The 23284-nt window shown below is 43.9% G+C and carries 20 protein-coding genes; 4 read left to right on the top strand and 16 right to left on the bottom strand.

The genetic code is table 11. The annotated features are described in order from the left end of the window. Positions 1–4 precede the first annotated feature (4 nt). Positions 5–1012, top strand: coding sequence for a biotin--[acetyl-CoA-carboxylase] ligase (locus I6E83_RS02395; protein WP_197099818.1), 1008 nt, complete (start codon positions 5–7; stop codon positions 1010–1012). A gap of 83 nt (positions 1013–1095) precedes the next feature. After that, positions 1096–1818 carry a pantothenate kinase gene (locus I6E83_RS02390; RefSeq protein WP_197099817.1) on the top strand — a complete coding sequence of 241 codons (723 nt, stop codon included), beginning with the start codon at positions 1096–1098 and terminating at the stop codon, positions 1816–1818. Between the two features lie 104 nt (positions 1819–1922). Here the strand turns inward: I6E83_RS02390 and I6E83_RS02385 are convergent, their stop codons facing one another. From I6E83_RS02385 to I6E83_RS02315, 15 genes are all read right to left on the bottom strand, one after another. Continuing rightward, positions 1923–2480, bottom strand: coding sequence for an energy transducer TonB (locus tag I6E83_RS02385; protein WP_197099816.1), 558 nt, complete (start codon positions 2478–2480; stop codon positions 1923–1925). 110 nt (positions 2481–2590) lie between these two features. Next, positions 2591–3121: an energy transducer TonB gene (locus tag I6E83_RS02380; RefSeq protein ID WP_197099815.1), complete on the bottom strand. Its 531-nt coding sequence runs from the start codon at positions 3119–3121 to the stop codon at positions 2591–2593. A gap of 138 nt (positions 3122–3259) precedes the next feature. Then, the gene (locus tag I6E83_RS02375; protein WP_197099814.1) at positions 3260–4447 is read right to left on the bottom strand and encodes an isovaleryl-CoA dehydrogenase; all 1188 of its coding nucleotides are present in this window, start codon (positions 4445–4447) and stop codon (positions 3260–3262) included. Between the two features lie 192 nt (positions 4448–4639). After that, on the bottom strand, positions 4640–5560 hold the full coding sequence (locus tag I6E83_RS02370; RefSeq protein WP_197099813.1) for a hydroxymethylglutaryl-CoA lyase: 921 nt from the start codon (positions 5558–5560) through the stop codon (positions 4640–4642). Between the two features lie 58 nt (positions 5561–5618). Next, a complete protein-coding gene (locus I6E83_RS02365) occupies positions 5619–7736 on the bottom strand; it encodes an acetyl/propionyl/methylcrotonyl-CoA carboxylase subunit alpha (protein WP_197099812.1) in 2118 nt (705 codons plus the stop codon). 66 nt (positions 7737–7802) lie between these two features. After that, entirely contained in the window at positions 7803–8615 is an 813-nt protein-coding gene (locus I6E83_RS02360) for an enoyl-CoA hydratase/isomerase family protein (protein ID WP_197099811.1), read from the bottom strand. 152 nt (positions 8616–8767) lie between these two features. Next, on the bottom strand, positions 8768–10378 hold the full coding sequence (locus tag I6E83_RS02355; RefSeq protein WP_197099810.1) for a carboxyl transferase domain-containing protein: 1611 nt from the start codon (positions 10376–10378) through the stop codon (positions 8768–8770). A gap of 113 nt (positions 10379–10491) precedes the next feature. Next, on the bottom strand, positions 10492–12267 hold the full coding sequence (locus I6E83_RS02350; RefSeq protein WP_197099809.1) for an AMP-binding protein: 1776 nt from the start codon (positions 12265–12267) through the stop codon (positions 10492–10494). 371 nt (positions 12268–12638) lie between these two features. Next, entirely contained in the window at positions 12639–13874 is a 1236-nt protein-coding gene (locus I6E83_RS02345) for an FAD-dependent oxidoreductase (protein ID WP_197099808.1), read from the bottom strand. 103 nt (positions 13875–13977) lie between these two features. Beyond that, positions 13978–14577 carry a DJ-1/PfpI family protein gene (locus I6E83_RS02340; protein ID WP_197099807.1) on the bottom strand — a complete coding sequence of 200 codons (600 nt, stop codon included), beginning with the start codon at positions 14575–14577 and terminating at the stop codon, positions 13978–13980. Positions 14578–14655: 78 nt separating this feature from the next. Beyond that, complete coding sequence (locus I6E83_RS02335; protein WP_197099806.1) at positions 14656–15279, bottom strand: FMN-binding negative transcriptional regulator; 624 nt, start codon at positions 15277–15279, stop codon at positions 14656–14658. A gap of 191 nt (positions 15280–15470) precedes the next feature. Continuing rightward, positions 15471–16202 carry an amino acid ABC transporter ATP-binding protein gene (locus I6E83_RS02330; protein WP_194196339.1) on the bottom strand — a complete coding sequence of 244 codons (732 nt, stop codon included), beginning with the start codon at positions 16200–16202 and terminating at the stop codon, positions 15471–15473. Positions 16203–16546: 344 nt separating this feature from the next. Continuing rightward, on the bottom strand, positions 16547–17218 hold the full coding sequence (locus I6E83_RS02325; RefSeq protein ID WP_197099805.1) for an ABC transporter permease subunit: 672 nt from the start codon (positions 17216–17218) through the stop codon (positions 16547–16549). After that, a complete protein-coding gene (locus tag I6E83_RS02320; RefSeq protein ID WP_189582821.1) occupies positions 17215–17961 on the bottom strand; it encodes an amino acid ABC transporter permease in 747 nt (248 codons plus the stop codon). The genes I6E83_RS02325 and I6E83_RS02320 overlap by 4 nt, the downstream gene beginning before the upstream one ends. Before the next feature lie 95 nt (positions 17962–18056). After that, complete coding sequence (locus I6E83_RS02315) at positions 18057–19028, bottom strand: glutamate/aspartate ABC transporter substrate-binding protein (RefSeq protein ID WP_197099804.1); 972 nt, start codon at positions 19026–19028, stop codon at positions 18057–18059. A gap of 461 nt (positions 19029–19489) precedes the next feature. On the opposite strand from I6E83_RS02315, the gene I6E83_RS02310 reads away from it, so the two are divergent. Next, a complete protein-coding gene (locus I6E83_RS02310) occupies positions 19490–20470 on the top strand; it encodes an Hsp33 family molecular chaperone HslO (protein WP_197099803.1) in 981 nt (326 codons plus the stop codon). A gap of 157 nt (positions 20471–20627) precedes the next feature. Next, on the top strand, positions 20628–21497 hold the full coding sequence (locus I6E83_RS02305) for a hypothetical protein (RefSeq protein WP_197099802.1): 870 nt from the start codon (positions 20628–20630) through the stop codon (positions 21495–21497). 45 nt (positions 21498–21542) lie between these two features. On the opposite strand, the gene I6E83_RS02300 is transcribed toward I6E83_RS02305, so the two are convergent. Beyond that, entirely contained in the window at positions 21543–23063 is a 1521-nt protein-coding gene (locus I6E83_RS02300; protein WP_227680770.1) for an esterase/lipase family protein, read from the bottom strand. Between the last annotated feature and the right edge of the window lie 221 nt (positions 23064–23284).

Raw genomic sequence — 23284 nt, 5'->3', positions numbered from 1 at the left:
ACTTATGCCGATACTTAATCAATCATCTCACTCTGTGTCTGAGTCATTAACACTTGAGCATTTACCTGAGCTGAATCATCGCCATCTTACCAGTAGCGCGTCTACGAATAGCGAGCTAATAGCAGATGTACAGAATGGCATATTGAATGCGACTGAGATGCACCTACTAACGGCTGAAACCCAAAGCGCTGGTCGCGGGCAACACGGGCGCTCATGGCAATCACCGCGTGGTAATGTCTACCTGTCTCTCTATCATCCTGTTCACATACCGGTTAGTGGCTTACTGTCATTAATCATCGGTGTAGAACTGGCAAAAATGCCTGTCATCCAAAGGCTAAATGAGCAATTGCACACGGAGGGACTAACGCCAATCGGCGTGAAGTGGGCAAATGATCTGGGCTTTTACCAAAGTCAAAATCAAAGCCAGAATCAGCCTCAAAGCCAATCTGCCTTAGATAGCGTTGATGTACATAATACGGAACTAGACCAGCAGACGCTGCCGTTTAATAAACTTGCTGGGATTCTGATTGAACCCGTATCGCAAGCAGGCAAACTGGTTGGCGTGGTCATAGGTGTCGGTCTCAATGTCCAAGCCACTCCCACGCTAACTGCGCAAACCTCTGAAGGCATGAGTTATCAAGCGATTAGCTTACAAGATATTGCTGAGACACTACAGCCAAAAGCGCAGGCTGCCAGTCTACCGAGCTTACGTGTGCTTTATCAGCAAATGAGTAAAGCATTGATGGCGGCGATGACGCGCTTCGAGCATCTAAGTATAGAGAAACCAACGGGACATCGTTATTATCTGGACAGCTTTTTAAAGCAGTTTGACTCGATGGATGCACTGAGCGAACTGCGATTACGTGTGACCCAAGAGCATAACGGTCAAACCAATATACTCACGGGCCACGCTTGTGGTATCGATACACATGGATGTTTGCAATTGCGCCAAGATAACGGTAAGATTTCTGCACTTTTCACCGGACGCATTGACGTTATTCAAACGACTTAATCGTTTAATCAACGAGCACTAAAGTGCAGTAGCTATCAGGATAGGATATTGATAATTGCTTCACTGTATATAAAGGGAATTTTATGCTCTGGCTTGATCTTGGAAATACCCGCCTGAAATACTGGCTCACCGATGATATCGGTCAGATAGTCACACATGATGCCAAACAACATTTGCAGGCACCAGCCGAATTGCTGATGGGTCTGACGGATCGCTTTGAGCGTTTTGCTCCTGACTTTATTGGTATCTCATCTGTACTAGGTAACGAGCTGAATGCCAAGGTGTCAGAGACCTTAAGCCGTCTAAATATTCCGTTTGAATTCGTCCATGTCGACGCCGCTCACCCGCTAATGAAGAGTCAATATAACGATGAGCAGCTCGGCTGTGATCGCTGGCTACAAATGCTAGGCGCAGTCGATAAGAAAAAGCGCCAGTGTGTCATTGGCTGCGGTACAGCAGTGACGATTGATTTGATCGATCATGCTGAGCATTTGGGTGGATATATCTTCCCCAGTATCTACCTGCAACGTGAGTCGTTGTTTTCTGGTACTAAGCAAATCACCATCTCTAATGGGACGTTCGACAGCGTTAGCCAAGGTGTGACCACACAGGATGCGGTACATCGCGGCATACTCTTATCAATTGTCGGTGCCATCAATGAGATTAGCCATCGCCATCCCAACTTTGAAGTCATCATGACGGGTGGTGATGCAGCCATTATTTCGCAGCACGTCAACCGTCCGGTACGTCTGCGTGATGATCTATTATTAAATGGTCTAGCACGATATTTTGATCATAGTAAATAATTGACGTGTGTTGTCGTATTTTATAAAGTTAGAATAGAAAAAGCAGTACGTCTTAGGCGTACTGCTTTTTTTGGTTCAAAAACACCTAAATCCTCTGTTACTGCCTATGGTGCTGTAAATACAATCGGTACATCAACTATTCCCATTACTGGCTTTCCTTCTCTCAAAAAAGGCTTCAATCGAGCTTTATACAGTTCATTAATAGCCATTTTATCTACCCTTTCTACACCACTACTCTCAATCACTTTTACATTTTTGATACTGCCTTGCTTATCAACGCGCAATGACAAAACCATTTTTAAATCCGTTCTATCACAAGGCTTTATAGCAGCCCCATTTTCGTCATAGGAACAATGAATTAAATATCTATCCATAGAAATATGACGAATAGCACGATCGAATTTCGGCGGTCTTCGCCAACTTGCTACACTACTAGCAAACTTAATAACAGGTTCAGGATTCGACAAATCAACCAGCTCTGCCTGTGCAGGCGTTATACTCGCTGTCATCGTAAATAATGCAAAAAAGGTAACTAATAGGCTATAAGCACCGATAGATTTTATATTGCTGAGAAAGGAAGAAACTGTATCGTTGGAAGCTATGTGATTAAAAGCTAGCTTAGTATGTGATTTATAGGTCATGATATAAGTAGTCTCACGCATTATTTTGATCGTAGTAAGTAGCTAGTGGTATGTGTTATTAGCCTTCATAAGTTATGATCAAAAAGCAGTACATCTTAGTCGTCCTGCTTTTTTTGACTTAAATACGATAGTTATGGTGCTGTAAATACAATCGGTAGCTTAATGTTTGCCGCTACAGCCTTTCCTTTTATCAAGAAAGGCTTGAAACGAGCCCTCTTAAGCTCTCTAGCAAAAGCAGCATCTATAGTTTTCATACCACTACTCTCAATCACTTTTACGCTTCTGATACTACCTTGCTTAACAACGCTTAAGGAAAAAACCATTTTGAAAACCCTTCCTCCACAAGGCTTTAAATCGTCCCCATCGATATAATACGTACAATTAATTAAGCGTTTATCCATAGAACGAACAACTTGATCAAAATTTGGTGGTCTCAACCAGCTAGCATATTGACCAGCAAACTGAATAATGGGTTCAGGACTAGATAAGTCAACCAGCTCTGCTTGTGCAGGCGCTATACTCGCTGTCATCGTAAATAATGCAAAAAAGGTAACTAATAGGCTATAAGCACCGATAGATTTTATATTGCTGAAAAAGAGAGAAGCTGTATCGTTGGAAGCTATGTGATTAAGATCGAACTTGGTATTTCGTTTACGAATCATTATAAAAGTCTTTTATTTAAGTCATTAAAAAGTGCCACGCTATGAGACATATAACGTAGCACATTTTTAGATTTTAAAATAAAATTATTCGATAAAAGTTAACTTTTAAGTCGTGGTTACATTTTATTTAGTCTCGCTTTATTTGGTCTCGTTAAACAACTCACGACCGACTAGCATACGGCGAATTTCGCTGGTACCTGCGCCAATTTCATATAGCTTGGCATCACGCCAGTAGCGACCAAGTGGATACTCATTGGTATAGCCATTGCCACCAAATATTTGAATACCCTCGCCTGCCATCCAGGTGGCTTTTTCAGCACACCATAAAATCACACTGGCACAATCTTTACGTACTTCTCGACTATGACCGGCACCGCGCGCATCCAACATATCGAGGTTTTTGCCGACGGTATATAAGAAGCTACGACCTGCTTGCAGTATCGTATACATGTCCGCGACTTTACCTTGGATAAGTTGGAACTCACCGATGGCTTGACCAAACTGTTTACGATCATGGATATAAGGCACCACATTGTCCATCACGGCTTGCATGATACCAATAGGACCTGCGGCCAATACGGCACGCTCATAATCTAGGCCACTCATCAATACCTTAACGCCTTCATTGAGACCACCTAAGATATTTTCACTTGGTACGGTCACATTGTTAAAGGTCATTTCACCCGTATGGCTACCACGCATGCCGAGCTTATCGAGCTTTTGCGCCGTGCCAAAACCTTCCATACCTTTTTCAACGATAAAGGCCGTCATGCCCTTGCCGCCTAGCTCCGGATTGGTCTTCGCGTAGACCACCATCACATCCGCATCTGGTCCATTCGTGATCCACATTTTAGTGCCGTTCAACACATAGCTACCGTCTTTTTCTTCAGCTCTGAGCTTCATACTGACGACGTCCGAACCAGCACCGGTCTCACTCATTGCCAATGCACCGATGAATTCACCGCTGACCAGCTTTGGCAAATACTTTTGTTTTTGTGCTTCACTGCCATTACGTTTGATTTGGTTGATACATAGGTTTGAGTGCGCACCATAGCTCAATGCTACCGATGCCGAAGCACGGCTAATCTCTTCCATCGCGACCATGTGTGCGACGTAGCCCATGTTAGATCCGCCATACTCTTCAGGAACGGTAATGCCATGTAGACCGATGTCACCCATCTTTTGCCACAGATCCATTGGGAACTCATCACTACTGTCGATTTCGCTTGCACGTGGGGCAATTTCATTGGTTGCAAACTGCTGCACCATATCGCGTAATGCATCAATATCTTCGCCAAGCTGAAAATTCAATCCAGGTAAACTCATAACGATTCCTTGTGTTTTGATGTTTTTAAATTTCGGATTTTAATCTTTTTTTTAAAGCCACTGTAACTGTATTTTTGATGTGATAGTCAATTCAATGTGAAAGTATGACAAGGCAACCGAGTGTCGATGTATATTGAATACTTCAAGCGAGGTTAACGCTGTCATACTTTTATAGTGGATTGACTTTGCTGTTTAAGACTGACGTTTATTAATGATGGCACGTGCCACATTTGAGCCATTCGGACGCTTTAAGAACGCACTGATACGCTCACCTGCCACGACCAATTTATCCAAATCAATACCTGTGCTGATACCCATACCATGCAGCATATACACCACATCTTCAGTTGCCACATTACCCGTTGCGCCTTTGGCATAAGGACAGCCGCCCAGCCCAGCCACTGAAGTATCAAATTCACTGACACCCATTTGTAGTGCAGCCAAAGTATTGCTCAATGCTTGACCATAAGTATCGTGAAAGTGCCCTGATAGCATAGAAATATCAGCATATTCTAATGCGGCTTGTAACGCGCGCTGAACTTTGAGCGGCGTACCAACACCAATGGTATCGGCAATGCCAATTTGCTCAGCACCAATCTCTATCAAACGCTTGGTGACGTAAGCCACTTGGCTAGGATCAATCTCGCCTTCATAAGGACAGCCGACCGTACAAGAGATAACGCCGCGTACTTTGATGCCTTGCGCTTTTGCAGCCGCTGCCACTGGTGCAAAACGCTCGATACTCTCATCGATACTACAATTGATATTTTTTTGACTAAAGGTTTCGCTGGCTGAGCCGAAAATAACGATTTCGTCAGGACGGTGCAAAATGGCATTTTCAAAACCGCGCATATTGGGCACTAGGACTGAGTAGCAAATATCTTTCTGCCGTGTCGGCGCTAGCGCGTCAAGTAGCGCGCTATTATCGCCCATTTGTGGCACCCACTTTGGCGAGACAAAGCTTGTTGCTTCTAGCTTTTTGACACCTGCCGCAATCAGATCATTGATAAGCGTTTGCTTAACCTCAGTCGGTACCGTCGTTGACTCATTTTGAAGTCCATCACGCGGACTGACATCAACGATGGTGACATGGCTTGGATACGAATGGCTCATACTTATCATCCCTTTTATTATTCGCCTTTCTGTGAGGCTTTTTATTAGGCTTCGTCAGCTATTCGCTTTCACTATCGATGCGTAATAGCTCGTCACCATCAGCGACCAAATCACCTGCGCCAAATAACAATTCTGCCACTACACCATCCGTTGGTGCAGTAATTGTGTGTTCGATTTTCATGGCTTCAATAACAGCCAGTGGCTCACCTTTTTTCACGGTATCGCCAACCGCTACTTTAAAGGCAACAACCTGTCCTGGCATCGGTGATTTTAAGCTACCGACCGCTGCGGACTCTTCGCCTACGTGCGCCATAATATCAACAAGCGTAATCTCGTCACGGCCACTGTCTGTGAACACATAAACGGTCTCATTAAGCACCCAGCTTTGCGCGCTAGTACGTGCACCATCCAACCATAACGTACTATTATGTTCGTCACTGCTGACATAGCTCACTTGGCCTTCATAAACCGTTTCGGTCTGAGCAGCTACATTAATATTGCTATTATCCTGCGTATTAGCGATTTCTTTTTCAATAACGAGCGTAAAGCTACTGAGATTATCGCTACCCTTTTTACTATCAGAACAACTTGCATTGTGCCAGTTACTCATGCCGGCCGTATAAGCACTCTCATCATAAACCAAGATAAATGATCTGGTGTAATCGCTATAGGCACGGAAGCCAGTAGGTTTGCTAAATGGATCGATATCTGACTCTTGCGTCGCCATCTCGCTCGCAAATTGACGAGTAATGGCGGTCACAACCAGCGTTGATAAGGCTAAAGGCTGCTGATTAAAAATCGCATCGCGCTCATGTTCAATCAGAGCAGTATCGAGATTGGCTTTGCTAAACGAATCGGTATTTAAGATATAGCGTAAAAATGCCGCGTTATTCGGCAGACCCACGATACGCGTTTGCGCAAGTGCTCGATCGAGCTTGGCTAATGCTTGCTCTCGCGTTGGCGCATGGACGATGAGCTTGGCAATCATAGAGTCATAGAATGGGCTAATCACATCACCTTCGCGCACGCCATCATCGATACGTACGCCAGTACCATCTTTATCAATCATAAAGGTGCTGTGTTCAGGTTTTTGATACGTAAACAACGTACCGGTCGCGGGCAAGAAGCTATTGTCAGGGTTTTCAGCACAGATGCGCGCCTCAATAGCATGACCGTTGATAGTCAGATCGTCTTGAGTTTTTGGCAATGGGTGACCTGCCGCGACCAAGAGCTGCCATTCGACCAAATCGACACCCGTAATCGCTTCACTGACTGGATGCTCAACCTGCAGGCGTGTATTCATTTCCATGAAATAAAAATTCATAGAATCTTCACGCTGCTCAACGATGAACTCAACCGTACCTGCGCCAACATAATCGACCGCACGAGCCGCTTCGATGGCAGCGGTGCCCATTGCCTCACGCATCGCAATATCAACACCCGGTGCGGGCGCTTCTTCTAATACTTTTTGATGGCGACGCTGTACGGAACAATCACGCTCAAACAAATGCACATAGTTGCCATGCGTATCGCCAAATACTTGGATTTCGATATGGCGCGGTTTTAAGGCGTATTTTTCAACCAATACTTTATCATCACCAAAGCTGGTAATGGCTTCACGGCGACATGAGTCTAATAAATCCACAAAGTCGCTGCTTTGCTCCACGATACGCATGCCTTTACCGCCGCCACCTGCACTGGCTTTGATTAATACTGGATAGCCAATGCTATCGGCCTGCTGCTGCAAAAATTGCGCATCTTGATTGTCACCATGATAGCCCGGTATCAATGGCACGCCAGCTATTTCCATCAAACGCTTGGACTCAGATTTGCCGCCCATAGCTCGGATAGCATCAGCCGATGGACCGATAAAGACTAAGCCAGCATCTTGACAGGCTTGCGCAAAATCAGCATTTTCGCTTAAAAACCCATAACCCGGATGAATCGCTTGTGCGCCAGTCTCAAGCGCTATCGCAATAATCGCATCGCCTTTAAGATAACTGTCTTTCGGTGCCGAACCGCCCAAATAGATCGCCTCATCACAGACAGCCACATGCTTAGCTTCACGATCCGCATCAGAGTAGACAGCGACGGTGCTGACACCTAGACGCTTGGCAGTCGCGGCTACTCGGCAGGCAATTTCACCACGGTTGGCAATTAGAATTTTAGAAAACATAACTATCCCTGTGTGTTATCGTTTTTATTTGAGGTCTTGTCTATTTACTCATTTATCTCTTGTGCATTATTCACCTGCCGTCAACCAATTGGGCTTACGCTTTTGCAAAAAGGCTTGTACGCCCTCTTTTCCTTGCTCTGATGAACGAATATCAGCGATACCTTTTACCGTATCGGCAATCAGCTCATCTGTAATAGGCGCACCAGCGACGTCGTGCAATAGCTGTTTGCAGGTTTTGACTGCATCAGGGCTGTTTTTGATAACTTTGCTGCAAAATATAGCGACCTCATCAGCCAGCCATTCTTCGCTAACACGCTCATGGATAAAGCCAAGCTGACGTGCTTTTTTGGCATCAAACACTTCAGCACTTAAGAAGTAACGCTGCGATGCTCTAGCACCCAGTGCTCGGACGACATAAGGGCTGATAGTCGCAGGGGCTAACCCTAAACGCACCTCACTTAGGCAGAAGTTAGCAATTTTGACGGCGATGGCCACATCACAAGCAGCGACTAGACCCATGCCACCGGCATAAACATCACCTTGAATAGCAGCAACTGTTGGTTTCGGACACTCGTAAATAGTTTTGAGCATTTGTGCCAATTTGTCCGCGTCTGCTAGGTTTTCTTCATAGCTATAATCCGCCATGGCACGCATCCAATTCAAATCGGCTCCTGCACAAAAGGCCTTGCCAGCAGCCGCTAGTACAATGACACGTACCTCATCATCAGCGTCAAGCGTATTGAATGCATCGGTTAGCTCAGCAATCATTTCATCGTTAAAGGCATTACGTATCTCAGGGCGGTTTAATGTCACCGTAGCCACGTGTTGTTCTACTTTAACCAATAAGCTTTTATAATTTTTATCACTGTTTTTTTGCATTATTTTCTCTATATTTTTTATGTAAATACTTAAACAAACTCTTGGTCAATCCATAATAATGTTAATACAAGGAAACCGAATGTAGATGTACAAAACGTACTTCAAATGAGGTTGACGCAGTAGTAGCTTATTATGGGAAGGCCTTAAAATTATTACATTCTAAAGACACCAAACGTCGTCTCTTCAATCGGTGCGTTATAAGCAGCGCTTAATCCTAAAGCCAATACATTGCGCGTATCAGCAGGATCAATTACGCCATCATCCCACATGCGTGCAGTAGCATAATACGGATGACCTTGCTTTTCATACATATCGAGAATCGGTGCTTTAAATGCAGCTTCATCCTCATCACTCCATGCTTCGCCTTTACGATCAAAATTGTCACGCTTGACCGTTGCCAATACCGATGCTGCTTGCTCGCCGCCCATCACCGAGATTCGCGCATTTGGCCACATCCATAAGAAACGCGGGCTATAAGCGCGACCACACATGCCGTAGTTACCAGCGCCGAATGAGCCACCGACAATGACCGTGAATTTTGGCACTTTTGCATTGGCGACTGCCATGACCATTTTGGCACCATGACGCGCAATGCCTTCGTTTTCATATTTGCGACCGACCATAAAGCCAGTGATATTCTGGAGGAATACTAGTGGGATTTTGCGCTTGCAACATAGCTCAATGAAGTGTGTGCCTTTCTGCGCTGACTCACTGAACAAGATACCGTTGTTGGCGATGATACCGACAGGCATCCCTTCGATATGAGCGAATCCACAGACTAGCGTCGTGCCAAAGCGTGATTTAAATTCATCAAAAGCACTGTCATCGACGATACGAGCAATGATTTCTTTGATATCAAATGGCTTGCGCTTGTCCGTTGGAATGACGCCATATAGTTCTTTGGCATCATAGCGTGGTGGACGCGGTTTAATTTGATTGGGTACTTGCTTCGCAGGACGATTTAGATGGCTAACGATGTTGCGTGCAATCGATAACGCATGAGTATCGCTCTGTGCTAAGTGATCGACGACCCCTGACAGACGGGTATGCACATCGCCGCCGCCCAAGTCTTCAGCTGTGACCTCTTCACCTGTCGCTGCTTTGACCAGTGGTGGACCGCCCAAAAAGATAGTGCCTTGTTCTTTGACGATAATAGACTCGTCACTCATCGCTGGTACATAAGCCCCGCCAGCCGTACAGCTGCCCATGACCACAGCAATCTGTGGAATACCTGCCGCACTCATATTGGCCTGATTAAAGAATATGCGACCAAAGTGCTCTTTATCAGGGAACACGTCATCTTGATTGGGTAAGTTAGCCCCACCTGAATCCACCAAATAGACACAAGGCAAATTGTTTTCTTGCGCGATTTCTTGCGCACGCAGATGTTTTTTGACCGTCATTGGATAATAAGTGCCGCCCTTTACCGTGGCATCATTACAGACGATCATACACTCAATACCATTGATACGACCGATGCCCGCAATCACGCCAGCTGCTGGAATCTCTTCGCCATACATATCGTGTGCGGCCATCGGTGCCACTTCTAAAAATGGTGTACCCACATCGAGCAAACGCTCGACACGCTCACGGGGCAAGAGTTTGCCACGGGCTAAATGCTTGGCACGTGCACGCTCTGAACCGCCTTGCACGACTTTACGCAAGTGACCATATAAGTCATCGACCACCGCTTGCATTGCGGCACTGTTTTGCTGAAATTCAGCGGCGTTTGGACTCAGTTTACTGGTTATGATAGCGCTCATGACATCCCTTTTCTTTAATACGTAAATGCGAGTGGCTTTTTTATTTTATGCTTTATTTTAGCTTTTACTCATATATCTTATTCATAAAATAACAGATTAGAATGGTTAAATTTCTACAAACCCAACTCTTCTTTCATTTGTTCAATAATTTTATATTTCTGAATTTTTCCAGTGATGGTCATTGGATATTCAGTGACAAAGCGATAATAAGTCGGCACCTTATAATGGGCAATATGCTCGCTACAAAACTGGCGAACTTCCTCTTCCGTTAAGCTGTCTGCTTCTTTAGGGATAATCCAAGCCGCGAGTACTTCACCATACTTTTTATCAGGAATACCGACGATTTGTACATCACGAATCTTTGGATGACGATATAGATAATTTTCGATTTCGACAGGATAAATATTTTCGCCACCGCGAATGACCATGTCTTTACTACGACCGACGATTTTGACATAACCGTCCTCGTCCATCGTAGCCAAATCACCCGTATGCATCCAACCATCTTGGATAGCCGCGCGAGTTTTAAATCGGCTGCCCCAGTAGCCTTTCATCACTGAATAACCGCGTGTGAGTAGCTCACCGGTCTCACCCAATGCGACAGTCTCACCTGTCTCAGTATTGATGACTTTGACCTCAAGCGCAGGCTGTACTAGGCCAACGGTAGATACTTGCTTATCAAGCGGCGTATGTTCATTGGTCTGGCAAGATACTGGACTGGTCTCTGTCATACCATATGCAATGGTGACCTCACTCATGTGCATCTCATCGATGACACGGCGCATGACTTCGATCGGACAACTAGAGCCTGCCATGATGCCAGTACGCAAAGTCGATAGATCAAAGTTTTTAAACTCTGGATGGTCAAGCTCAGCGATAAACATCGTGGGCACGCCATGTAGACCTGTACATTTGTCTTCTTCCACTGCTTGCAAGACGGTCAGCGGCTCAAAGCCGTCATTCGGATAAACGATACAGCCGCCATGCGTGAGAATCGCTAGGTTGCCAAGCACCATACCAAAGCAATGATACAAAGGCACTGGAATGCACAGCTTATCTTCTTCGGTGAGATTCATGGCCTCACCGATAAAGTAACCGTTATTTAAGATATTGCGATGGCTTAAGGTTGCCCCTTTTGGCGTACCAGTCGTGCCACTGGTGAACTGTACATTGATGGCATCTGTGTTTTTGAGCTGGGCTTGACGCTCTGCAACACGTGGGTCGTTGGCATCGCCTTCCGCCATCCATGCAGAGAATTTCTGCATAAAGCCAAAGGTCTCTTCACTGTCAGGCTCATCAATCCAAATGATACGCTCAATCGTCGGAATCTCGACCAAATCAAGCTGGGTGTAGTCTTTATGATAAATCTCAGGGCACAGTTCACTGATAAGACTGGCGTAATCGCTAGTTTTGAAATGACGCATGAGCACAAGCGCTGAACAGCCCAATTTATTCAAGGCATATTGCAGCTCAAAGGTACGATAGGCGGGATTGATATTGACGAGGATAACACCGACTTTTGCCGTCGCTAATTGCATGAGCAACCATTCAGCATTGTTGTGTGACCAGATACCGATGCGATCGCCAATCTCAAGCCCCATCTCAATCATACTACTGGCCAGTTGATTGACTTGCTGTTGTAGCTCGCGGTAGGTCCAGCGGATATTTTGATGGCGAGAGACCAAAGCTTCGCGCTCTGGATACTTGGATACGATAGCATCAAAAAAATCACCGATAGTCGCTTCAATGAGCGGCACATCAGGACCTTTATCATAGCTTTGGGTAAGCGGTGCATTTGCTGAGCGTGCGCCCATATTAATACTAGGAATGCTATTTAGAATAGTATCAAAATCAATGTGAGTCGCATCAAAATCAGAAGTTTGCGTCATAACGAGTCCTTTCGTTTTACTTTTTATCGTATTTGTCATTTATAGATATTACGTGCTGATAGCCGGCAGACCTGTCACTCTTCCTTGAATAGGTCTTTTATAGATTGTCACTACTATACCGTTGTAAACAAACGGCTGTCAATCATAGTAATACAATGCGTATCATTTAATTAGCTATTAATATTTTGTCTTAGTAAAAATGTAACATAGAATCATGGCAAATATTTGACACAAAAAAGCCAATCATACTATGGCTAGTACAATTGGCTTAATGATTCAAATGAAGAATCAGCGCAACATTAAAAGACTTAGGTGTTAAGGTTGACTCAATATAACCGTATTGAATATTTGAACGGCAGGGGTTTAATCTTCTAAGCTTTAACGATCGGCGGTAACTTAATGGTCAACGTAGCGCTAACTTCATCACTATCATTAAGCAAGTCCATGACCAGCTCTTCATCACTTTCCGTCTTGACCTGCCAATTGCCAGTCGCTTGTGGCACACCTGTCACCATGACGGAGATTGCTTTGTTTTTCAGGCGAATCATTGGTGGCTTATGCTCATAGCCGTTATGCTCTAGGCCCAATACATCATCAGCAATGGTAGCAGCCTGCGCGCGTAATGGGGCGACGTAACGACACGGCACGCCATCGATAGACATACAGTCACCAATCGCATAAATATTGGCAGTACTGGTACGCAAGGTTGGCGCATCTACCACGATACCAGTGCGGCGATTGAACTCAACGCCAGCAGCAGCAGGCAGCTTATCATCGACCGTCAGACCTGTACTGGCAATCACGTGATCCACGATGAGTGGTTCGATTGGCTCAGCAGTACTGCTTTCTGTCGCTGATGGCAGTGCCTCGTAACTAACTTCTAGTTTTTCATCACTGAGACGAGTAATACCCGATACTTGATACCCTCCTAAAAAGTTAATCCCTTGCGACTTGACCGCTTGGGCGATACGAGCCGTCGCTTTTGGCGGTAGCATTTGCGATAGTGGCGCATCGTTTAAATCAATGAGTGTCACCTGATGGCCTGCTTTTAACAAGTCCTCTGCAATCTCCGTCCCAACCATACCTGCACCGACGATAGCAACGTGCTGACTGCCAGTGGCTAACTTTTCTTGCAGCTGTCCAAAACGCTCAATATGATTGACGTGCCAAACTAAATCCTCTGGCAAGCTTTTTGGAAAAATAGGATGCGCACCCATGGCAAGCACCAGCTTATCATAGCCGATCGTGGCATAATCCGTGTTGGCTGGATCTGAGCGCTGTGCAGAGATAAGCTGCAACTGTTGAATGGTCGTGTCAACATCCGTTACTTGCGTGTTAGCAAGTAGCTTAACATTTGCAGCCTCTGCCGCATCAACACCAGTCGCTCTTACCAAGTCTGCCGCACTTTTCTTTTGGCTAATGGCCATGGTCAGCATTGGTTTATGATAGCGATCGCCACTATCAGCTGTCACCAACGTAATCGGAATATCTTTGTCTTTTGCACGAATGGCATCAATCACATGCCAGCCTGCCAAACCTGCACCAATAATGACGATACCGTTGTTTGATGCTGCACTCGATCCTACAGATAGGTTTTCTACGCTCATAGTGACTCCAATATGGTTTATGAATTATTTTAATTATCAAAAATATTAACCACTATTGTATCAGTAAACAGCCATGCACTCATCTATCCAATAACTCACTTAATTAGTTAATATCGAACTCCATGCGATGTGCTGTTGCACGCATGGTTTCACTATCTATTAGTTTTTCGATACAGTATAGACTTGCATGGATGCCTGCACTTATTCCCGCTGATGTGACAATATTACATGTATCATCACTGGCATCTACAAAGCGAGTATCAGAGATAACGTTGATACTAGGATACGATGCCAGATTATCCAAATCCATCCAATGCGTGGTGGCTGACCTACCAGCCAGCAAACCTGCTTCTGCCAATAGTAACGCTCCTGTACACACTGAAAGTGTAAGCTCTGCCAAATTTTCTTGAGTCTTGATCCAGTCAATCACTACTTTATTATGTATTTCTATTTTTTCAGCACCATAACCACCAGAGATTATTAGTACATCAATGTCTGGATGGTTGGTAAAATTATAATCAGGAATAACTTGCAGACCATTCCTAGCAGATATTGGCGCTTGGTTCTCAGCTATAGTGATAACGTCAAAATACTTATTGTTATCAGCATTTTCAGCTAATGAAAACACCTCAAAAGGTCCTGCAAAGTCCAACACCTCTACTTCATTAAACAGTAGTATGCCAACAGTTCGCTTTAGCGTCATAGTCAATCCTAATTAAGTTGATAGCATTAAGTAAAATCACATCCGTCAGTATCATAAACACTATATTTTCAAGCTTGTCTACTCAATTAGCTTAGCCATTTCATCTGCCTTTTCCGTTTGCAGTCGCCCTAGTCCTGCGATTATGCCTGCTCTATTTTCAGCAGTCTTATTTTGACTAAGTTTAAACTGTGCTTGAACATCCGTGATATTGATGCGAATACCAACAATCGCTCGACAAAGTGCTTGAATGTAGTTCACTGGCGCATCACTAAGTGACCATGGAATAGGTTGGTTGGCTTCAAAATCTGTGGTTAGCTTCGTTAAGATTTCAATCAGCATTTCAGGCTCAGTTATCAGGCGAACTAATCCTGTGATATGCACGCTACGATAGTTCCATGTGGGCACCTCTTTATGAGTTATTGCTTTACTTGGATACCAATTGGGACTGATGTAATGACCGGCATCTTGAAATATAACCAGCCACGGTGTATCAATATTGTCATTATTGTTCAAAGAGTTTATTTTGGCAATGTGCCCATATAGACAACCGTATTGACTGCCATCATCCTGCCAGTACATCGGAATATGACAAGCCTCTAATCCTGTATTCGTTTTTACAATGACAGTCGCCTGAGTCTGCTCTTTGATAAAGGCTTTTATAGCCTCAAAGTCTTCCTCTTTAAATGCTTTGGGGGTGAACATCCTAGGCTCCAAGTCGTTTTTCAAATAGCTATACAAAAGAAACTGAATACAAAGCGCCCTATTAAAGATAGCGTTTAACTGTCTTTAATAGGGCGCTTTGTATAACCATTAGCAGTGGAAAGAAAAATAAGTTTTAGAACATGTCTTTATGTTAGAAACAGCGCTATAAATAATCGTAAATCAAAATCTATTTAATGATTGAGAATCTTCGATAAGAACTGCTGAGCACGCTCACTTTTCGCGCCTTCAAAAAACTCATCCTTACTACAGTTCTCAACGATATGACCTTCATCCATAAAGATAATACGGTTGGCCACCTGACTGGCAAAGCCCATTTCATGTGTCACACACATCATCGTCATACCATCACGAGTCAGCTCTACCATAACATCGAGCACTTCTTGAATCATCTCAGGATCTAGTGCTGAAGTTGGCTCATCGAATAACATCGCTATGGGATCCATCGCGAGCGCACGAGCAATAGCGACACGCTGCTGTTGACCACCTGATAGCTCAGCAGGATATTTATTGGCTTGAACCGTCAACCCTACTCGATCTAGATAAGCCATGCCTTTTTGTTTGGCTTCCGCTTCTTTACGGCCCAATACTTTGATTTGCGCAACCATTAAATTATCGATGATGGTCAAGTGAGGGAATAGCTCAAAATGCTGAAACACCATACCGACACGGCTACGTAGCTTAGGTAAGTTGGTTTTTGGATCACCGACAGAGATACCGTTGACCATGATATTGCCTTTTTGAAAGGGCTCTAGCCCATTCACGGTCTTGATCAAGGTAGATTTACCACTACCCGATGGACCACAGACTACGACGACATCACCTTTGTGGACATGAGCGGTACAGTCAGTCAGTACCTGAAAGTCACCATACCACTTGCTAACGCTATCTATCTCAACGACCATCTCACTGCTAGCATGACCACTGTCTGTGACCAGTCCACCAAAGTCATTTATAAACGTTTTAGCATTATTCATCGTTGGCTCCTAGCCTTGTTCTTAATCTTGCCCAATTGCATTCAGTCAAAATATAGTCAATCCTCTATAAAAGAGTTACCGCGTTAACCTCGCTTGAAGTATTACATATACATCTGCACTCGGTTGCCTTGTCTCTCTTTTAAACTGAATCAACGATACATTAATAATAAATGCAGTTAAATTTTGAAAGCATTAGAGCCTATCAAATGAGATCAGATAACCATGTTCAGATAACCATGCACTGATCGACTCTAACGCTTAACAGTCCTTTATTAAAACCTTAACCTTTTCTGTACGCGTTGTACACCGACTGAAGCTGCCAAGCTTAGGACGAAATACACAGCGCCTGCGCCTAAGATGTAAGGCGTCAATAGACCCATTAGTTCACCACGTACGTATGCCGCTCGGAAGAAGTCGGTCAGACCAATAGCGAATACTAAGGTCGTATCTTGGAATAAGATAATACATTGCTGCAATATGAGCGGCAGCATCTTGCGAAAGGCCTGTGGCAAAATCACCAGACGCATGGTTTGGCCATAAGTCATGCCCAACGCTTTTGCGGCATTGACCTGACCACTACCGATAGACTGAATACCCGCACGGACGACTTCTGAGAAGTAAGCCGCTTCAAACATCATAAAGGCGACCACACAAGAGGCAAAGGCTGCATCTAGTTGTAAATACTTACCCGCCACCCAAAAATAAATCATCGGGACGGCAAAGTAGAACCATAGTAGTACCAACAGTAACGGTACGGATCTAAAATAATTAACATACAGCTTAGCGGGAATCTCTAATGCTTTGATACCTGATAAGCGCATGAGCGCCAACACAGTACCTAAGCTGATACCACCGATAATAGCCAAAAACAGGACTTTTAGCGTGGTAATCATGCCACCCATTAAGCCTGGATACGCGGTCGCAAGTTCGGTCATCATATTCATTTCTGACTCCCTGCGATAAGCCCTGGTACTCTTAATTTACGCTCGATCAAACCCATAATAGCGATTAGCGAGAGATTGAAGACGAGGTAGATAATCGTCGCATAAGTATAAATCTCAAGGCTATTCTGTGTGTATTCGCTGATGGTTTTGGTTTGACTGATGAGCTCCATGACACCAACCAATGAGGCGACAGAGGCATTTTTAAAACAGTTAGTCAGCTCAGAGCTAAGCGGCGGTAAGATAATACGAAATGCTTGTGGTAGCAGTACTTGCTTATAAGCTTGCGGAATAGTGAAGCCTAGTGCATACGCTGCGTTTATCTGTCCTTTTGGTAGCGACTCGATACCCGTACGTACTTGCTCGACGATACGAGCTGCTGTGAACAATCCTAAACCAATACTGGCTGAGAGCATCGCGGATGTATTCGGCGATAAATCTCTAAACCACCATTCTTGTAGCGCTGGCGTCAACCAACCAGGTGCCACATAAAACCAAAAAAATAGCTGCACAAGCAGCGGGATATTACGAAAAAAGGTCACATAAGCGGTGCCAATGCGACGAGCTGTTTTGTTAGGCAAGGTACGCATGATACCGAAGACAGTACCGACGACCATCGCGATGGTCCAAGCAATACTACCAATCAGTAATAACCAGCCAAGACCAGTAATCATCCAGTGGATATACAGCTCGTTGCCAATACCCGTATGCTCAAAGAGCACACCCCAGTTCCAGCTATAATTCATGATTGTCTCTCCGAACAGCGATTGAAAAACTTACGTGTCAGATGAGCGATAAGTCCGATCTGAACACGTAAGCAAGCTAGATTGAAGGACAAATACTACTGTGCTGCTGCTACTTTTGGCTGATCGCTATCATGTGGATTGGCGATAAGTGCTTTTAGGTTGTCTGACATCTCAAAGTTCAAGTTGACATTCTTTGGTGGAATTGGGTTTAGGAACCACTTGTCATAGATGCTATTGATTTCGCCTGAGCTAAAGGTTTTGTTCAGCGCGTCGTTTACGACCGTTTTGAATTCAGCATCATCTTTACGCATCATACAACCATAAATCTCAAACGATTGCGGTGTACCAACGATGACCCATTCATCAGGATTTTTAGCTTTGGCTTTTTCGCCTGCTAGCAATACATCATCCATCATAAACGCATCAGCGCGGCCGCTCTCTAACATCAAGAAGCCTTCGCCATGATCTTTAGCAGAGATGATATCGGTATCCATCTTTTTCTCGTCATTATACTGACGAATATAACGCTCTGAAGTCGTACCAGCGGTAGTTACTAGGCGCTTACCTTTTAGGTCTTCAAAGTCATTGATGCCAGAGTCTGCTTTGGTCAATAGACGTGTGCCAATCTCAAAGAAACCATTAGAGAAAGCCACTTGCTCTTGACGTTCGACGTTATTGGTTGTTGAACCACATTCAAAGTCGACAGTGCCGTTTTGAACCAAAGGAATACGAGTTTGTGAGGTAATTAGGTTATAACGAACTTCTAGATCTGGCATGTTGAGTTTTTCTTTAATACCCTCAACCACTTTCATCTCTAGATCATGTGCATAGCCCATAGGCTGATTAGGATCATCGGCAACATATGAAAAAGGAATAGAAGAATCACGATAGCCGACAACGATGGTGCCAGAGTCTTTAATTTTTTGTAGCGTACCATTCATGGTTTCTGTCGCTGCTGCATCATCTGCTGGCGCGTCAGTGCTAGTGTCGCTGCTGTTATTACAGCCTGTTAGGCCTAATGCCACTAGAGCAGCTAAAGTCAACGGTTTAGAGAAGAAGTAAGTCATGAAAAACATCCTTTATCACATTATTACGAGATTTAATGAGTGTTGGACAACATAGTGCTTATTGCCTAACCTAGTTACCATGTATCCATACGGTTGTTGCTGTTGTTTATCACAATGCAACTGAATGTTACTGTACAACAAATTTAATGCTGGTAGTAAACTTTTTTAGTAAAGGATTCATTTTTCCACATATGTATGTTCAAGCAGGTGCAGCCACCTAGTCGCTGTCATATATCTATAGGTATGTCGGTCAAGACAATTAATTTTTCACAGATTCATCCTAGCGTTATGCCATACAGATACGACCTACGAATGGCTTTCTTATACCAAAATTAGATAGATTTGGTGATATTTAGACTGGCGATAAACCATAAATATGTGCAAACAGTACGAGAGAGATGATTGATAAATCACGATGAATCCCCATAAAGCAAACAACTTCTTAATACTACACATGACCTATGACACAAGACACTCAAGCCCCAAATACGGATAGCCAAGCCGCTAGCAACCATCATGACAACGACGTGCGCCAACGCTTCTTTATCGAAGATTCTCCCGTACGTGGTGACGTGGTGCGCCTATCACGCAGCTACGCGAGCACAATTGCACAAAAGCCTTATCCCGAAGCCATCAAACGCTTATTGGGTGAAATGCTGACCGCTGCCAGTTTGCTTATCAGCACGGTCAAAATAAATGGCCGTTTGTCCATTCAGTTGCAATCATCAGACAGCGACAGCTTGCTCAACTGGGCAATGGCAGAGTGCGATCACAACGGTGTCATCCGCGCCCTTGCCAGCTGGAAAGCTGAAAAGGATGAGCAAGTACAAGCGTGGGACAATATGATCCATGCCAAAGAGGCCTTTGCTGAGCTAGGTGAACCTGGACAAGGCGTATTGTTTATCAATATTCAGCCTGAAGGTGGCGAGCCATATCAAGGTATCGTTGAGCGTAGCCATGACAATTTGGCTGACTGCTTGGCGCATTACCAAAAGCAATCTGCACAAATTCCAACGTTGATTAATCTGGCGTCTGATGGCCTGCAAGCGGGTGGTATATTGGTACAGATGCTGCCTCGTACTGCCGCAGAGACTTATGAAGTTGAGCAAAACGAAGATGCTGGTATCGATGATGATTTATGGATACGTTTGTCTGTATTGACGCGTACAGTCAAGGCCGAAGAGCTGACCACCCTCGATGCTAACGAGATTCTATATCGCTTGTATCATGAAGAAAACATCGTCGCACCTGAACCTGCGCCGTTATCATTCGGTTGTACTTGCTCACGCGAAAAATGTGAGACGGCTATCGAGCAAGTTGGCGAAGCAGAGGCATTAGATATCGTGGAAGAGCAAGGCGGCACGTTTGAGATGGATTGCGGTTTTTGCGGTGAAATCTACAAGTTCAATAAAGATGATATAGCAGCGATATTTGCTGGGTAAGTTGCCTTACTTACTATAAATTAGTGCTAATAAAGAACCCTCAAGCGTGATGCTTGAGGGTTTTTGCTTTTCAATAAAAGCTTTATTAAACCAGATTATTTTCTAGTTTCATTGCTATAATCAATTATGGATAACTTGGTTAAAATGAGCTAAAACAATGAACTATAAAAAGATAGATTGGGCAGTCGTTGGTACTATTGCTTGGGTTGTTCTCTGGCTAATCCTTTTAGTAATAGGCTTTGATAGCTTAGAAGGATTTGGTGGACTAGGTGCCTTTTTATCAGGTATTTTCGCACCGCTTGCATTATTCTGGTTCTATAAAAGCTACAGAATACAAAGTAATGAATTAAAACTTCAACGAGAAGAATTGACTCTACAACGTCAAGCATTACAACAATCTGTCCTGGCACAAGAAGGCTCAGAAATAGCCTTAAAAGAACAGTCTAAAGCTATGAAAGCTCAATTATCTGTGGTTGAGAAGCAATTAGAAATTACGAAACAACAGTTGGAAATATCAACTGAAGAAAAAAATATTAATAAACCCAAGTTCTCTGTAGAACTAAATTTTATAAAACTTGGTCAAATATGTGATAGCAACCTCAATCAAAAGAACTTTGAAATAAGCTTTGAATATGTGAATACAAGAGGACAAGCTGATATTAGAGATATCGAATGTATGTTCTTAAGACAAAATCATACGAATTTCCCAATTGCTCAATTTCTAGAGCAACAACTTTTCAAAGTTACATTGGATGCAAATATTATTACAATCACCTCTAATTTTTCATTACATGATTTAGCACTTGAACAAACTACGCTGGGCAACTACGCCCAAAATAATGATGAGTCAGGTAAAACTATAAATACAATGCGAAGAATATTAATAGATATTTTAATACATTGTCAGCTTTCTATTCATTATGAATCAATGCATACAGGTATAGGTATGGATCAATATGGTTTTTATATTTTCAATCAAGACATAATTCTTTCAAGAAGTAATACTCAGACGATATCCATACCGTAACTATTAAACAAAGATTAACAAATGGGATAGACTCGAAAATAGCCTCTACACCGCCACATCCCAACTCCTAGGATAAGAATATATCCGATCTTCACCCGTATAGTCGCGCTGACCATTATCCAATAACCACGCGACCACTTGCTCACGCACTCTTCTGCTATTGATTAAATTCATATGGCTTACACCATAAAATACTGCTTTGTGACCATCTGGCACGAATAGCGCATGCTCAATATCATCTTCACCCAGCGCAGAAGCGACCGATACCAAGCCATCACCCAACATATCTGTCATCTTAGACTCATAATGTGTCTCGACCAGAGCACTCGCCGCAAAGTAGGTTTTGATACCACTTGGCAAACCCGTAGGATGACGAAAATCTTGTGGCAGCACACTACGTCCCTCTAAAGATTTCCAATCAACATCACGAATACTGCCATGACGCAGATCAATAATGCCGGCACTGCGCATATCACCCAGCTTTGCAAGCGAGCCTGCGAACGGCAGCTTGGCAATAATTTCTTGCACGTAATTACCAATACGTTCGAGCACGGCACCGTGATGTGGCGAGCCTAGCGTAATGAGATTACCGACTCGCTTCACCCAGTCTAGATGATCTTGCTCGCCATAAAACAGCGCGCTACGAGAGACCAAGCCGCCCATACTATGACCAACCAAATCTAGCTGACTGATGTTAGGGTTATCATCGACCAAATCTTGCAATATTCGGCAAAACTTACGACCGCTGCGTGAGATACGCCGACCCGTATTATAATCAAGATATAGCACTGTGGTATCAGGCTGGCTAAGACTAATCGCACTACCAAGACCATTACCCTCTTGTGATTGCCAACTCAAATGGCTCATGCATAGACCATGACATAGAATGACCACGCGCCCTGATAGTTTTTCACGTTCTGGCAGTTTTTCATGTTCTGACAGTACTTCACATTGCGGGTTACCGTCTTTATCGTACAGCACCATCGGGATGGCGAGCGGGTTTTGGCTATTGACCAAATGATCACCCATGACGCCATTTAACACATTGACCAGTTTTTTTAAGGACTCAGGCAATGGCTGAGATGTCTTCTGCATAATGATATTTTTATATACTCTGAGCACCGATGCCAGATTATTACCCACCATCAGCATGACATGACGTATCGTGCCATAAATGCGGCCAGTGATACCGCGCTGCCACTTGTTTAAATGATTTTCGTTGAAACGACCTAGAGGGCGCAAAATCACTTCGCGGTGAATGGCTTCTACAATATCAGTCACCTCTACCACACCAACCGTCGCAAGCTGAGCTAAGCCTTCAAAAAAATCCGTCAAAGACACGGGTTTCGTTATCGTTTCTTGACTGCCATCTGCCAACAGCTTGACCAACTCATCCACATCAATGGCTTCGAGTTGGTCTATCTGCTCATACAAATCACTGTGCAGTGGCTCGCTGTTGTCTGGTATAAAATGTGCTTCAAGTTCGTGTCGGATAGTATCGCTGTCGTCACGACCAATGCTATCGCTTACACGGTCTTTATAACGCAAATTTGGAGGGTTCATCATGTTGCTCATAGCGTTCATTGTGTTGGCACATTTAGCGAAAAGGATAGTTTTCTATACTAGTCTTTAAATAGCGTAAATAGAAGAAATCATTGGATTTTGAAGTGTATTAATTGTTAGGAAATATTGTTGGAAAGGATTGATAGGCAGTTGATGTTGCTTGTTTTTTTAATATAGCCAGCGAACTGCTAAACCGCTACAGTGTTACCTTCTCTAGAGGTACT

The organism is Psychrobacter sp. SZ93C1 (assembly GCF_015864635.1).
Lineage (GTDB): Bacteria > Pseudomonadota > Gammaproteobacteria > Pseudomonadales > Moraxellaceae > Psychrobacter > Psychrobacter fozii.
Note: the sequence above shows the minus strand (reverse complement) of the source record. Positions and strands in the feature narration are given on the sequence as shown.